Annotated in this window: 14 protein-coding genes; 1 reads left to right on the forward strand and 13 read right to left on the reverse strand. The window is 70.1% G+C overall.

Annotated elements, in window-relative coordinates; all coding sequences use genetic code 11:
• Positions 1–11: 11 nt before the first annotated feature.
• The 10 genes from AB0M73_RS10535 to AB0M73_RS10580 all read right to left on the reverse strand — a co-directional run bounded on the left by AB0M73_RS10535 (position 12) and on the right by AB0M73_RS10580 (position 10,334).
• The gene (locus AB0M73_RS10535; RefSeq protein ID WP_363889537.1) at positions 12–1,721 is read right to left on the reverse strand and encodes a hypothetical protein; all 1,710 of its coding nucleotides are present in this window, start codon (positions 1,719–1,721) and stop codon (positions 12–14) included.
• A 19-nt stretch (positions 1,722–1,740) separates the two neighbouring features.
• Positions 1,741–3,663 carry a TIM-barrel domain-containing protein gene (locus tag AB0M73_RS10540; RefSeq protein WP_363889539.1) on the reverse strand — a complete coding sequence of 641 codons (1,923 nt, stop codon included), beginning with the start codon at positions 3,661–3,663 and terminating at the stop codon, positions 1,741–1,743.
• 10 nt (positions 3,664–3,673) lie between these two features.
• Entirely contained in the window at positions 3,674–4,471 is a 798-nt protein-coding gene (locus AB0M73_RS10545) for a carbohydrate ABC transporter permease (protein ID WP_363889541.1), read from the reverse strand.
• Positions 4,468–5,358, reverse strand: a complete 891-nt coding sequence (locus AB0M73_RS10550) for a sugar ABC transporter permease (protein ID WP_363889542.1) — start codon at positions 5,356–5,358, stop codon at positions 4,468–4,470. Before AB0M73_RS10550 ends, AB0M73_RS10545 begins: the two co-directional genes overlap by 4 nt.
• A complete protein-coding gene (locus AB0M73_RS10555; protein ID WP_363889741.1) occupies positions 5,355–6,128 on the reverse strand; it encodes an extracellular solute-binding protein in 774 nt (257 codons plus the stop codon). The genes AB0M73_RS10550 and AB0M73_RS10555 overlap by 4 nt, the downstream gene beginning before the upstream one ends.
• Complete coding sequence (locus tag AB0M73_RS10560; RefSeq protein WP_363889545.1) at positions 6,041–6,532, reverse strand: extracellular solute-binding protein; 492 nt, start codon at positions 6,530–6,532, stop codon at positions 6,041–6,043. Before AB0M73_RS10560 ends, AB0M73_RS10555 begins: the two co-directional genes overlap by 88 nt.
• Positions 6,533–6,636: 104 nt before the next feature.
• Positions 6,637–7,632 carry a LacI family DNA-binding transcriptional regulator gene (locus AB0M73_RS10565; protein ID WP_363889546.1) on the reverse strand — a complete coding sequence of 332 codons (996 nt, stop codon included), beginning with the start codon at positions 7,630–7,632 and terminating at the stop codon, positions 6,637–6,639.
• 95 nt (positions 7,633–7,727) lie between these two features.
• A complete protein-coding gene (locus AB0M73_RS10570; RefSeq protein ID WP_363889549.1) occupies positions 7,728–8,732 on the reverse strand; it encodes a LacI family DNA-binding transcriptional regulator in 1,005 nt (334 codons plus the stop codon).
• Positions 8,733–8,742: 10 nt separating this feature from the next.
• Complete coding sequence (locus AB0M73_RS10575; RefSeq protein ID WP_363889551.1) at positions 8,743–9,498, reverse strand: alpha/beta fold hydrolase; 756 nt, start codon at positions 9,496–9,498, stop codon at positions 8,743–8,745.
• Between the two features lie 71 nt (positions 9,499–9,569).
• Complete coding sequence (locus tag AB0M73_RS10580; RefSeq protein WP_363889553.1) at positions 9,570–10,334, reverse strand: SDR family NAD(P)-dependent oxidoreductase; 765 nt, start codon at positions 10,332–10,334, stop codon at positions 9,570–9,572.
• 101 nt (positions 10,335–10,435) lie between these two features.
• On the opposite strand from AB0M73_RS10580, the gene AB0M73_RS10585 reads away from it, so the two are divergent.
• Complete coding sequence (locus AB0M73_RS10585) at positions 10,436–11,281, forward strand: helix-turn-helix transcriptional regulator (protein WP_363889556.1); 846 nt, start codon at positions 10,436–10,438, stop codon at positions 11,279–11,281.
• Here the strand turns inward: AB0M73_RS10585 and AB0M73_RS10590 are convergent.
• From AB0M73_RS10590 to AB0M73_RS10600, 3 genes are read right to left on the reverse strand one after another with little or no spacing between them, the layout of a single operon-like run.
• Entirely contained in the window at positions 11,271–11,945 is a 675-nt protein-coding gene (locus tag AB0M73_RS10590; protein WP_363889559.1) for an endonuclease/exonuclease/phosphatase family protein, read from the reverse strand. The genes AB0M73_RS10585 and AB0M73_RS10590 overlap by 11 nt on opposite strands.
• A 57-nt stretch (positions 11,946–12,002) precedes the next feature.
• Positions 12,003–12,611 carry a hypothetical protein gene (locus AB0M73_RS10595; RefSeq protein ID WP_363889561.1) on the reverse strand — a complete coding sequence of 203 codons (609 nt, stop codon included), beginning with the start codon at positions 12,609–12,611 and terminating at the stop codon, positions 12,003–12,005.
• Complete coding sequence (locus AB0M73_RS10600; RefSeq protein WP_363889563.1) at positions 12,608–13,867, reverse strand: FAD-binding protein; 1,260 nt, start codon at positions 13,865–13,867, stop codon at positions 12,608–12,610. The genes AB0M73_RS10595 and AB0M73_RS10600 overlap by 4 nt, the downstream gene beginning before the upstream one ends.
• Positions 13,868–13,932 lie beyond the last annotated feature (65 nt).

Consider the following 13,932-nt stretch of genomic DNA (forward strand, 5'->3'; position numbering starts at 1 on the left):
TGCGCGGAGGCTCAGCTGATGTCGGCCCGGTCGATGGCGATGTTCCGGCCGGTGCTGGCCGGATTCCGGCCGCTGCCAACGGTGATCGTCAGCGTGTGCGGGCCGTTGGCGAGCCTGGGGCTCGTCCAGACGATGCCGGCGGCGTCGCGGCTCGGGGCGTAGTCGTCGATGGTGACGGCCGAGCCGCCGTCCATGGACAGCAGCATCTGACCCTGGTCGACGTCCTTCACGGCATGCAGGGCGACCTGGCCGCCGGTGAAGTGGAGCTGGGCCACGGAACCGGGGACGTAGCTCCAGTTGGCGGTGCCGTCGTACATGTCGGAGACGCCATCGGTACGACCCCAGTTGGCGGCGTACTGGAAATAGTTGACACCGGAGGTCACCGTGCCGTCGACGATCTGGGTGACCGGGCCGTCGGCCGGCGAGAGGGTGACGAAGTAGGCGTCGGTGCCGGACGTCCAGGAGATCGGCACGCCGGCGTTGCCCGTGATGACGGTGGTGCCGACGGTGACCGGCTGGGCCAGTGGATTCTGATCGGGTATGCGCTGCACCGCCACCTGCACGCCGGAGCTGCCGGCCAGCCAGGACGGAAGGTTCTTCAGCGACAGGGTGACCGTGCCGGTGTTGTTGCCGGAGTCTCCCAACAGGACAGTCGCGCGATGCAGGGCCTGGTCCTTCGCGGCGACGGCATCGGTGGTGGCGCCGCCGTTGTCGACCGAGACGAGCTGACCGGTGATGTTGCCGTACGCCTGGTACACCCACCACTGGCCGGTCGGCTGCCCGCCGACCAGGGTCGAATCGAGGCTGCCGGTGACGCAGCAGTCCGACCAGATGGCGTGATCGGCCAGGCTGATCCCCGACCTGGCCAGCTCTGCCAGGTACCACGCCTGGTAGCCGGCATGTTGTTCACCGGAGAACAGGTACTCGTTGTCGGCCAGCTTGACGCCACTGATTCCCCGGGCCGACAACAGGGATCGGGCCGTGGCGGCGTCCTCCACCGGGTGCGGGCTGAAGTGCCAGTTCAGATAGGTCGGCACGGTGCCGGCGGACTTGGCGTGGTCGAGGAACGTGCCCAGGGTCGTGGGATTCCAGCCGGACTGGCTCGGCCCCATGACCGAAGCGTCGGGGACGAGCCGGCGGATCTCTCTCACCGCTGTGTCCCACATCTGGAAGTACTGCGGAGAATTCAGGCCGGCAGGCCAGAACGCGGTGCCGTCGGGCTCGTTCCACACGTCGTAGTTCACGGCGAGCCCGGATGCCTTCACGTCAGTGACCACCTGGTCGACGAACGACGTCCAATTGGCGCAGTCACCGTTGGTGCACGGGTAAACCGTCGAGGACGGCTGCGTGGTGTCGGCCCCGAACAAGTCGCTGACCAGCAGGTCGTAGCTCGCCCCATAGGCGCCGAGCCGACGGGCCTGGTCGAGGGCGGAGTTGATGCGGACGCGGTAGCCGGCGCCGGCGGTCATGCCGTCGCCGATCCAGCCGTGGCCGTCGATCCGGGCCCCGCCGCCGCGCCCGGACTTGACGTTGAGCGGCCGGAGGAGGTTGTCGGCCGGTGCGTTGCCGTCCTGGCTCAGGCCGTAGAGGAAGCCCGAGCCGACGCCGGTCGGTGCGCCCAGCGCGGCGCCGAGATCGACGGTGACGGTGTGGTCGGCCTGTGGTGCGGGAATCGCCGCGGCGAGCAGCAGGGTGGCCGCCGCGACAAGGGAGGTGGTCATCGTTGACCCTTCGTCGTTCCTACAGGGTTGGCACGACGCGCCGGAAGACGGAGATGCGCGCCAGCGGGGCCTGGGCCTCGACGGTGCTGCCGCCGGCGTGTTGCTCGCCGGTGTGCGTGTCGATCCAGGCGGTGCCAGCCGGCAGGTAGACCGGCCGCGACCGTACGCCGAGTTCGGTGACCGGCGCGACAAGGAGATCGGGACCGAACAGGAACTGGTCTTCGACCGTCCACACGGGAGGGTCATCGGGAAAGTCCACGAACAGGGGTCGTTGCAGCGGACTTCCGGCCCGAAGGTGCTGGTGGATGTAGTCGCGCAGGGTTTCCCGGAGACGCAGCTGGTCGGCGATGATCTCGTACGCCTGCTCGCCGTACGACCACACCTCGTTGGGGCCGCCGGAATGTCCCGCGCCGAAGCCGATCCGCGGCTCGCGGTGGCCGTGCAGGCGGAACAGCGGGCAGAACACCCCGTACTGGAACCAGCGGACCATGAGCTCGCGGTAGGCGGGCTCCTCGGGATCGCCGCCGTGGAAACCGCCGATGTCCGTGGTCCACCAGGGAATTCCGCTGACGGCGACGTTCAGGCCGGCGCGGATCTGGGTGCGCAGCGAGGCGAAGGTGGCCGGAATGTCCCCCGACCACAGCGCCGCCCCGAACCGCTGGCTGCCGGCCCAGGCCGATCGGACCAGGCACACGACCTCGTCCTCCCCTTCGGCGGTCAGGTGCTCGTGCAGGCCGCGAACGTGGTCGCGGGGATAGAGATTCGCCACCTCGCGGCCCGGCCCGGCGGCGAAGCGGAGGTTGCCGAACTGCTCCGGGAAGATCTCCGGCTCACACGCGTCCAGCCACCACACCCGGACGCCGTGCTCGTAGTAGCCGGCTTTCAGCTTCTCCCAGACGAAGTCGCGCGCCGCCGGATCCGTGGCGTCGTAGAAGGCGACGCCGTGGCGGTTCCCGTCGAAGCCCCTGTCCGGGAAGATCTGGTGCAGCGGCAGGCCCTGCTCGGTGCCGATCAGGAAACCGTTGTCCCGCATGTGCTCGTAGTTCTCGCTGAGCGGATTCACCGACGGCCACACCGAGACCATGAGCTTGACGCCCAGGCCGGCCAGCTCCTTCACCATCGCCGCCGGGTCCGGCCACTGCGCCGGATCGAACCGCCAGTCGCCCAGGTGCGTCCAGTGGTAGTAGTCGGCGACGATCACCGCCAGCGGCAGGCCACGGTCCCGGTGTTCGCGGGCGACGGACAGGAGTTCCTCCTGGCTCTCGTACCGGAGTTTGGACTGCCAGAATCCCGTTGCCCAGCGGGGCAGGGCCGGCGCGTGGCCGGTGGCGTCGGCGTAGTGCCCCAGGATCTCGGCCGGCCCGTCGCCCGTGGTCACCCAGTAGTCGATCTGCCGGGCCGAGTCGGCGACCCACCGCGTGCCGTTGGCCGCGAACTCGACCCGGCCGATCGCCGGCAGGTTCCACAGCAGGCCGTAGCCCCTGGACGACAGCGCGAACGGAATCGTCACCTCCGCGTTGCGCTGCACCAGATCCAGCACCATGCCCTTCTGGTCGAGGCGGCCGTGCTGGTGCTGACCGAGTCCGAAGATCTTCTCGTCGTCGTAGGCACGGAACCGTTGTTCCAGCCGGTGATAGCCGTCGCCGTTGGGCGCGAACAGCCTCGGCCCCGGCCAGGCGAAGTGTGCCGGCTGTTCGGCGAGGAGCTCCTCACCGTCCCGGGAGAACGTCAGCCGCCCCTCGTCGGAGATGTCCAAGCGCAGCCGGCCGACCGTCAGCGAGGTGTCCGTCAACACGGCCGACACGTCCGCCGGCGTGATCTCCAGCGCGCCCGGGATGTCCGACACGATCGCCTTGCGGCCGACGCGGACCCGGATGCTGTCGGCGCCCCACGGCTGCGCGCACAGCACGTGATCGGCGCTGCGGAACCACAGTTCTGACACGGCAGTCCCCTCAGTCCTTGACCGCGCCGGCGGACAGGCCCGCCGACACGTGTCGTTGTGCCACCACGAGCAGCACCGCCACCGGCAGCGAGGCCAGGACTCCGGTCGCCATCACCGAGTTCCAGCTGGTGGTGTTGGTGCCGGCGCCGACGAAGTCGTACAGGCCGACGGTGATCGGCGTCCAGTCCGGACTGCCGAGGTTCAGGGTGGAGGCGAACATGAAGTCCCCCCAGGAGAACAGGAACGCGAACAGCGCGGCCGTCACGACGCCGTTGCGGCTGACCGGCAGCACGATCCGCGTGAAGGTGCGCACCGCCCCGGCGCCATCGAGGTTGGCCGCCTCGATCAGCTCCTTCGGCACCGACAGCATGAACGCCCGCATGATCAGCACCGCGAACGGCACCGCCAGCGTCGAGTCGGCCAGCACCAACGCCTCCGGCGAGTTGAGCAGGCCCAGCGTCGAGAACACGCGGTACAGCGCGTTGGCCATCACGATGCCCGGGATCAGCTGCACGATCAGCAACGAGAACAACACCGGCCGCGAGCCTCTCCTCGACAACCCGTAGGCCGCCGGGGCTGCGATCAGCAGCGTGAGCACGACCGTGCCCAGGGCCACGATCAGCGACACCACCAGATGTCCACCCTGCTGGCCCAGCGCGTGCCGGTATCCGTCCAGGGTCGCGTCCAGCGGCAGCCAGTGCGGCTCCCGGTCGGCGATCTGCGCGTTCGTCTGGAAGGAGGCGTCGACCATCCAGTACAGCGTGAACAGCATCACCGCCAGGATCACCAGTGCGGCAACGGTTTTCATCGCGCCGACACCTCCGACCTCATGGACCGCAGGTAGAACACCGCGAACACCAGCGCCACGACGATCAGCATGTTGCTCGCCGCCGCCCCCAGCCCGAACTGCGACAGGCCGCCGAACGACAGCTGGTAGCCGTAGGTCGTCACCGTCTGCGTCGAGTCGGCCGGGCCGCCCTTGGTCATCACCCAGATCACGTCGAACACCTTGATCGTGTAGATCAGCCCCAGGGTCAGCACCACGACCACCACCGGCCGCAGCATCGGCATCGTGATGTGCCGGAACCGCTGCCAGCCCGACGCCCCGTCCAGCGCCGCCGCCTCGTGCAGGTCCTTCGGGATCGACTGCAGGCCGCCGTAAAGGATCACCATGTTGAACGGGATGCCGATCCACACGTTGCACAGCAGCACTCCCGCCATCGCCGTGCCCACGCTGTTGAGCCACGGCACCGGAGTCTGAACCACGTGCAGCGCCAGCAGCACGTGGTTGAGCACCCCGTTGCTCGTGTCCAGGATCCAGCGGAACACGGTCCCCGTCACCACCAGCGGCAGCAGCCACGGAATCAGCAGCAGCGTCCTCAGCACCGCGCTCAACCGGAATGCGCTGGTGAAGAACACGGCCAGCGCCAGGCCGATGGTGAACTGAGCGGCCAGGGACCCCACCACGAACACCGCGGTGTTGACCACTGCCTCCTCGAACACCGGGTCCCGCAACAGGTTCACATAGTTGTCGAACCCGGTGAACGGCGCTGTTCCGCTGTAGAGGGACTGGATGCCGAAGTCCTGGAACGACAGGATCACGTTGCCGACGAGCGGGTAGGCGAAGAAGACCGCTAGATACACCACCACCGGGACGATGAATCCGATGACCGGCCACCGCTGCCCGGCTGTCACCGGGCGGTCGCCTGCTTCTGGGCCGCGTCGAGCGCGGCCGCCGGAGTGGCCCGCCCGGCCAGCGCGGACTGGACGGCGGTCCACAGGGCCTCGGAGTACTTCGGATATTTCACGCCGAGGGCAGCGGTCCGCCCCTTCGCGCCGCCGATCTCGTCCACGAAGGACTTGAACAGCGGAGCGCCCGCCGCCAGCTGCTGGGCCGCTTGTTCGTTGCTGGGCACGTAGTTGGTGAGCTTGGCCCACACGAGGCTGTTGGCCTGCGAGGTCATGCACTTGATCACCGCGGCGGCCTTGGCCGACTTGGGACCGTTGCCGGCGGCCCACACCTCTCCGCCGAGGGGGCTGGACGGCGTGCCGCCGACCGGGACGGGGATGGGCGTGACGGCGAAGTCAGTCATGCCGGTCTTGGCGAGCTGCGGTAGCTGCCACGGCCCGTTGACCATCATGGCCAGGCTGCCGTTGGCGAACTGCTCCTCGACGTTGGCCTGGGTCCAGGTGAGGACGTCCTTGGGTGCGGCCCCGCTGCTCTCGAGATCCGCGAGCAGTTGCAGCGCGGCCACGGACTGCGGCGAGTTCAGGGTGGTGAGCGAGCCGCCCGCGCTGAGGAAGAAGGCCTCGAACTGGAAGCTGCCCTCCTCGGTCGCCGGGACCGCGAACCCGATGCCGTGCTGGGCGCCGTCGGTCAGCCGAGCGGCCGCGGCCTTGAGCTCGTCCCAGGTCCTGGGCGCCTGGAGACCGGCCGCCGTGAAGAGCTTGGTGTTGTAGTACAGCGCGAGGGCATGACGCCCGGGGCGACGCCGTAGAGCTTGCCCTGGTACCGGCCGGCTTCGACGACGTTCGGATACAGGCCGTCGGTGGGCAGGTCGAGCGGGGCCAGCGCGCCGGTGGCCGCGATCTGTTGCAGGTCGGGGTTGTCCAGCAGCACCAGATCGGGCACCTGGTGGCTGCCGACCAGTTGCAGGACCTTGGTCCGCAGGTCCGGCACCACCTGCCGCTTGATCGTGACGCCGGCCTGCTGTCCGCATGTGTCCAGCAGCTGCGGCAGCGCGGTGAGCGCCGGATCCGTGTTGTAGTAGTCCATCTCGGTCAGGGTCGACTCGTCGACCGCGGACTGGCCACCACACCCGGCGGCGGCCAGCAGGACGGCAGCGGCGACAAGAGCGAGTTTCCTCATGGCGAAGACTCCCTTCGCACCCAAAGCGAACGACGCCCGGCGCGGTCCGGGCAGGGATGACCGCGAGCGACCGCCGCGAACCAGGCGGCGTCGGGAAAGCCGAGTCAGTGGCGGGGCGGGGCGGTGCTGCCGCGGTCGATGAACGGCGGCGCGAGCAGGACGTTGGGGGCGGTGCTGGAGCGGATGCGGCGCAGCAGCGCGTCGACGGCGGCCTCGCCCATCTCGGCGGCGGGCACGTCGGCGGCGCTGATCTGGGGACGCGCGGCGGTGGCGTTGCGGACCGAAGTGACCGCCAGCAGCGAGACGTCGGTCGGGATCTCCTTGCCGCGATGGGAAAGCGCGGTCACGAGACCGACAAGGGAGCGTTCGTTCACGGTGAGGACGGCCGTGATCTCGGGGACGTCGGCGAGGATGTGGTCGAGACAGTCGGCGGCGGCATCGGTGTTGTCCTCGCAACAGCGGGCGACGCCGGCGATCTCCAGCTCGACGACGATCTTCTCGAACGCGTCGGCGGCGCGGAACGCGGGGCCGTACTCGTGGTCGAGCAGTTCCTGCGGGCGGTTGACCAGGGCGATCGCCTTGTGCCCCAGGGCATGCAGCCGCCGCACGCCCTCGGTCACCAGGCCGGCGTAGTCGAGGTCGACCCAGCTGTGCGCGTCGTCGGCGCCGGTCCGGCCGATGGTGACGAACGGGAAGCCCTCGTCGATCAGCCTCGTCACGCGAGGGTCGCGCAGCACCGTCTCCATCAGGATGACGCCGTCCACGCGCTTCTCGGTGATCATGCGCTCGAACGACTGCTGCCGCTCCGGCGAGAGCAGCACGTCGAAGTCCCGGTCCACCGCCGCCTCGGCGACCGCGCCGACGAAGTGCAGCTGATCCACGCTCAGCCGCGGACCGGCCGGCGGAATCACCAGGCCGATGGTGCGGGTCGAGCCTTCCGCCAGCGCCCGCGCCGTCGCGTTGGGCCGGTACCCGGCCTCCTCGATCACGCGGGCGACGCGCTCGTGCAGCTCCGGGCTGACCTGCCGCTTCCCGCTCAGCACGTACGACACCGTGCTGCGCGACACGCCGGCCAGCTTCGCGATCTCGCCGATGTTCACCCGCGGCCTCCTCGGCTTGCGAACCGGTTCGCGAACCGGTTCGCCAGACTGTAGGCACTCCCGGAGCCCACGTCAACCGGTCCGAATGTTTCGGGTCAGGTGCCGAAAGGGGCGGTGCTGTGGCGGATCACCAACGAGGTGGCGAGGTCGACCCGGGTGGTGTCGGGGCGCTCGCCTCGGCCCAGCGAGAGGGCGAGGCGGGCGGCGGTCTCGGCCATGGCGACCAGGGGCTGGCGAATGGTGGTCAGCGGCGGCCCGACCCAGCGGGCCATCGGGAGGTCGTCGAAGCCGACGACGCTGAGGTCGTCGGGGATGCGCAGACCGAGCTCCCGGGCGGCCTCGTAGAGCCCGAGGGCCTGCAGGTCGTTGCCGGCGAAGACGGCAGAAGGCGGCTGCGCCAGGGAAAGCAGGTCGCGGCCGGCGGAATAGCCGGCTTCGAAGTGGAAGTCGCCCTCGCGCACGAGCCGGGGGTCGTAACGCAGGTCGGCGGTTTCGAGGGCGGCGCGATAGCCGTCGAGACGAGCGCGGCTGCACAGCATGCGGGACGGGCCGCCGATCAGGCCGATGCGGCGGTGCCCCAGGTCGATGAGGTGGCGGGTGGCGGCGACGCCGCCGCGCCAGTTGTTGGTGCCGACGGCGGGCACGCCTTCGGCCGGGTCGCCGGCGGGATCGAGGACCACAAAAGGGATGTCGCGGCTGGCCAGCTGGGCCCGTTGCGCCGCGTCGATGTCGCTGAGCACGAGCACCACACCGCATGGCCGCCGCGCGAGCACACCGTCCACCCAGGACTGGCCGGGCGAGAGCCGGCCGGCCGACTCGGACAGCACGACGTTCAGCTTCTCCTGGCGCGCAACGTTTTCCACGCCACGGATGACCTCCATGGCCCAGGCGCTCTCCAGCTCGTGGAAGACGAGGTCGAACAGCCGCGCGGGCGGGCCGCCGGCCCGGCGGCGGTAGCCGTGCCGCTGGAGCAGCTCCTCGACCCGGGCCCGCGTGCCGGGCGCGACGTCGGAACGTCCGTTGAGCACCTTGGACACGGTCGGCGTCGACACGCCCGCCTCCCGAGCGATCTCCGCCAGCGTCGGCGTGTCACCACGCATGACGGGAATGCTACCGGGCGTCGAAAGGTTTCGAGAGCCACTCCAGGATCACAGCGCCGAAGTCGGGGCCGGTGAATGTCGTCCAATGATCGCCCGGCACGCGCACGTAGTGGGAGGACGGCAGGGCGGCGGCGAGGTCGACGGCCGAGGAGTGACCATCGTCGCCGTCTCCGACAACAACCATTGTGGGCACGTCGATCTGACCCACGGCCGAGCGCGGCGTCGCCACGTGCGTGTCCAGGACATGCAGCAACGCGTACGGATCGGCGTCGAGCTGGGTGAGCCACGAGGCCAGCTGCTGGGCGCCTGGATCCAGCTCCTCCAGCTGGACGATGGCGGTCAGATTCCGGCGCAGGGAGCCGGTGCGGGAGGTGGCCCCGTCGAGGGCATCCAGGCCCTGACCGGCGATGACGGCCCGGCGGGGCCGGGCTCCGCGAACGAGCATCCGCAGGGTCACCCGGCCGCCGAGGGAGTACCCGCCGAGGTCGTAGTCGTCGAGCCCGAGTTCGGCGACGAGGGCCAGGATGTCGTCGGCCAGGGCGTCCGGCGGGTAGAGGTCAGGGTGGTGCGGACGATCGCTGGCGCCGTGTCCACGAAGATCCGGGAGGATCACGCGAAAGCCGTGCGAGGCCAGCAAGCCGGCGTGGCCCGAGGTGATCCACTGGGAGCCGAGGCCCATAAAACCGTGCAGCAGCACGACGGGACGGCCCTCCCCCAGCTCCTGGTAGGCGATCCGGGCGCGGTCGAAGCTGGCGATGGCGGGCACTCAGCGGATTCTGGCACGGCGGTTACCGGCGACGCGACGGAAAATCCGGACGTCGCCGGTGGGCGCCGGGTCTACTTGCCGTGCGGGTCGGTCCCGTTGACGGTGGCGACGACCTGGTCGTAGTCGCCGCGGGCCTCGCCGTAGCGGAGGAACTTCACCCGCTCGACCTGGATCTCCCGGGCGTCGGGCTGGGTCTGCACCAACGTCATGACCTCGGCGATGAACTCGTCGAGCGGCATGGCGTGCTCGTTGTCCTCCTGGCCCGGCATCAGAGGGGTCCGCACCGACGGCGGCTCCAGCTCCAGCACCTTGACGGTGGTGTCGGACAGCTGCAGGCGCAGCGACTCGCTCAGCATGTGGATGGCGGCCTTGGAGGCGTTGTAGCTGGGCGTGACCTTGAGCGGGGTGAAGGCCAGGCCCGAGGAGACGGTGACGATGGTGGCGTCGGGGCGGGTCTGGAGGTGCTCGACGAACGCGGCGACCAGGCGGATCGGACCGAGCACGTTGGTGGTGACGACCCGTTCGGCCGAGGCCAGGAAGCCCTCCGGCTTGTGCCAGTCCTCGACCTGCATGATGCCGGCCATCGCGATCAGCACGTTGAGCGACGGATGCGCGGCCAGCACCTCCTTGGCCGCGGCCTCGATACTGGCGGCGTCGGCGGTGTCGATCCGCACGGTGGAGATCTCCGGGTGCTCGACGGCCAGCTGTTCCAGCAGCGCGACCCGCCGGCCGCCGATGATGACCTTGTTGCCCCGCTCGTTGAGGGCCAGCGCCAGGGCGAGGCCGATGCCGCTGGTGGCGCCGGGAATGAAGATGGTGTTTCCGGTGATGTCCATGGCGCTGAGCCTGGCCGGATCCGCGAACCGCGTGCAGAGAGCGCATATCGGGGGATCGGCGATCCCTGGCTGGGAATCCGGTGGCGGCCGATACTGAGGGCATGGATCGAGCTGCACTGGCCGCATTCCTGCGCACCCGGCGGGAGGCGCTGCAACCGGAGGACATCGGGCTGCCGACGGGCGCCCGCCGGCGCACCCGGGGGCTGCGCCGCGAGGAGGTGGCGTCGCTGGCGGCGATGTCCACCGACTACTACACGCGGCTGGAACAGGAGCGGGGCCCGCAGCCGAGCGAGCAGATGCTGGCCGCGATGGCCCGGGCGCTGCGCCTGTCCACGCAGGAACGGGACTACCTGTTCCAGGTCGCGGGCCGCAACGCGCCGTCGCCGACCACCACCGCCGCCCACGTCGCGCCGGCGTTGATGCGGGTGCTGGACCGCCTCGACGACACGCCCGCGCTGATCCTGTCCAACCTGGGCGAGGTGCTGGTGCAGAACCGCATGTCCCGGGCGTTGATGGGCGAGCTGACCGTCTACACCGGACACGCCCGCAGCGAGATCTACCGCTGGTTCACCGATCCCGCTCAGCGCCGGTTCTATCCCGAGCACGACCACGAGCGACAGAGCCGGGCCATGGTGGCCAACCTGCGCGCCGCCTACGGGCAGATGGGCCCGAAGTCCCGAGCCGGCGAGCTGGCCGCCGTGCTGTGCAAGGAAAGCGCCGAGTTCGCCGAGCTGTGGGAACGGCAGGAGGTGGCCAAGCGGTTCGTCGACCACAAGGTGCTGATACACCCCGAGCTCGGGCCGATCGAGGTCGACTGCCAGGCCCTGTTCACGGAGGACCAGTCGCAGGCGCTGCTCGTGCTGACCGCCGCGCCCCGCACCGAGGCCTTCGAGAAGCTCCAACTGCTCGGCGTGCTCGGCAATGAACGTTTCCCGGTCAGTAGCTGATCGACGCCCGCACCGGGCTGTGGTCCGACAGACCGTCGGCGGCGAGCACCTCGGCCTCCGACGCGGTGGCGCCGCGCACGATGACGTGGTCGATGACCTGCTGGCCGCGGGTCTTCACGCCGGCCGGCAGCTCGGCCGCCCGAAAACTTTCGCCCAGGGTGGCGAGCACGGTCGGGGCGTCGGCGTTGAAGTCGCCGAGCAGGACGGCCGGCGCGGGGGCCAGCGCAGCCACCCGCCGGAGCTGGCCGGCCCGCTTGTTTCCCCAGCTCACGTGCGTGGCGACGACGGTGAGGCCCTGCACGTCAACGGCCAGCGCACCCTTGCCGCCGTCGTCGGGGAACGCCTCGGCGCCCAGCTCGCGGCTGGGGCCGTTGACCAGGATGACCAGGTACTCGGTGTTGTCGGCCAGCGGGGACGCCATCACGCGCGGGCGGGGCATCCGCGGATACCGCATGGCGTGCACGGTCCGCCCGGTCTCGCGCAGGGCTGCGAGCTGGTCGCCGCTGACCTCCTGCATGGCCACGACGTCCTCGTCCAGCTCCCCGACCCGCTGGGCGACGGCGGCGATCCGCTTCGCCTCGTCGGGCCAGTTGACCGCCACCTCCTCGCCCCAGTTGTCGGCATGGATCCGGTGCAGCACGTTCCAGGTCACCACGGAGATCACCCACCGATGCTAATTGCCGCGACCGGCCGTCGGCCGACAGCCTCCGCGCTACCGAGGTCAAGCGCCTGCGCGGGCCGACGGATCGATCTGCACCGGATAGCCCGACCGCAGCACGGTGATCGTCGACGGCGGCGTGATCACGGTGGCGGTACCGGCCGTTGGCCGGCGCTTGCGGCCGAGGTAGCCGGCCCGCGTCCACAGCGCCAGCGAGCCGTCGACGATCAACGCCGGCTGGTCGTCGACCAGCACGAACGTTCCGTCGGGCAGCCCGGCCCACGACAGCTCGTGGAGCCGACGGGTGTGGGTGCCGCGGAAGATCCGCTCCCGGTGCAGCTGCCGGTTCATGTCGGTCGCCGACGGCCGCCCGGCCCAGGCATCGCGGTAGGCGACGTAGCTGGCCCGCCGGCACATCCCGCACGGCCGGTGCCCGGCGGCGAAGGACACGGCCTCGTCGTGGAAGTACAGGTGCGTCCACCGGTTGGGCAGCCACTGCTCCCGCCACCACCCCTTGAACTGCAGCGCGCACGTGATCCACAGGTCGCTGGCGTGGAAACGGACGATGTCGTGGTCGCGGTGGATCACGCCACGGTTGCCGGTCCACGCCCCGCGCAGGGGAAAGGCCTCGATGTCCCCCAACGGCGTGACTCGATTCCGTTGCGGGCTCACGAGAAGATCCCCTGCCCACGGTTGAGCAGCCCGGCCGGGTCGTGCACCGACTTGGCGGCCCGGAGGAACTCCCACTCCGGACCCCAGTGCGCCTGCCAGCCGGCCTGGTCGAGCGGCACGCAGCCGTAGGGGTACAGGGCGCCGCCGGCCGCGAGGGCGAGGCCGTACAGGGCGCGGTTGGCGGCGAGCATCGCGTCGGTGTCCTCGTCGGCGTAACGGAAGACACTGAACTGGAACGGCATGGGGTCGTCGGGCACACGCAGCAACGGCGTCCTCAACACGGATCGCGGGATGGGATAGACGAGGAACATGCCGGTGGCGCCGACCTCGTCGAGGGGCCGGGCCAGCGAGGCGTCGACCACGGAGTCGATGGCGTTGTGCGGCAGGAAGACCGTGCACCACGGCCGGGGCTGGACGCGACGGCCGAGTGCGGCCAGGAACTCGTCCTCGGTGCCGAGCCGGTTGAGAAAGTCGAAGTACGGCAGGGATTCCGTCTCGATGATCTCGCCCGGGCCGGGCGGGGCGAAGTCCTCGGCCGAGACGGTCTCCAGCACGTGCGACCAGCCGCCGTCCTGGACGATGAGCCCCTCCACGTAGTCGCACTGTCCACTGAGGACCAGATCCCGCTGCGCCGCGTTCAACGACGCGGTGTCGGGGTATCGGACCTTGCGGTGCAGGACCGTGGACGGCGCCGGGATGAGCTTGATCCTGGCCCGGGCGATGATGCCGCACTGCCCCAGCCCGCCGAGCACGGCCCGGAACAGGTCGGATCCGGGCCGGCAGGTGACCACCGCGCCGGTGCCGGTGACCACTTCCAGCTCCAGCACGTTGTCGGCCTGCGAGCCGTGACGATGGCTGGTGCCGCCGATGCCGCCGAGCGACAGCGTGCCGCCGACGGACAGGTCGAGGAAGTCGGTGAGCACGGGCGGCGTCAACCCACGCGGCAGCGTCGCCTCCAGCACGGTTCGCCACGACGCGCCGCCGTCGACCACGACGTGGCCGGGCTCCACGCGATGCACAGCGCCCAAACCGGTCATGTCGACCAGGACCCCGCTGTCCACAAGCGACTGTCCGTGCGTCGAATGCCCCCGCCCACGCGCGGTCACGAGTCCGCCACCGCGGATCACCTCGGCGATGTCGGCGGCGGTGCGGGGCACCAGCACCGCGTCGGGTCGCCGTCGGATCATCCCACCGAAGTCCGTCGACACCCGCGTCAGCGTCGCGCTGTCCCTGAGCAGAGCCACCTCGTCACCCACAGCTCAACCCTAGCAACGGCTCGTGACGGCCCGTGGACATTCGGACAGTGCTGGCGGGAATCCGC

The sequence above is a fragment of the Kutzneria sp. NPDC051319 genome (assembly GCF_040682195.1).
In the GTDB taxonomy this organism is placed as follows: Bacteria; Actinomycetota; Actinomycetes; order Mycobacteriales; family Pseudonocardiaceae; genus Kutzneria.

Bases quoted from the DNA above. Each gene is read 5' to 3' on its own strand.
- AB0M73_RS10585 (WP_363889556.1), top strand. From the start codon at position 10,436: ATGGATCGAGCTGCACTGGCCGCATTCCTGCGCACCCGGCGGGAGGCG.
- AB0M73_RS10535 (WP_363889537.1), bottom strand. From the start codon at position 1,721: ATGACCACCTCCCTTGTCGCGGCGGCCACCCTGCTGCTCGCCGCGGCG.
- AB0M73_RS10570 (WP_363889549.1), bottom strand. From the start codon at position 8,732: ATGCGTGGTGACACGCCGACGCTGGCGGAGATCGCTCGGGAGGCGGGC.
- AB0M73_RS10545 (WP_363889541.1), bottom strand. From the start codon at position 4,471: ATGAAAACCGTTGCCGCACTGGTGATCCTGGCGGTGATGCTGTTCACG.
- AB0M73_RS10580 (WP_363889553.1), bottom strand. From the start codon at position 10,334: ATGGACATCACCGGAAACACCATCTTCATTCCCGGCGCCACCAGCGGC.
- AB0M73_RS10560 (WP_363889545.1), bottom strand. From the start codon at position 6,532: ATGAGGAAACTCGCTCTTGTCGCCGCTGCCGTCCTGCTGGCCGCCGCC.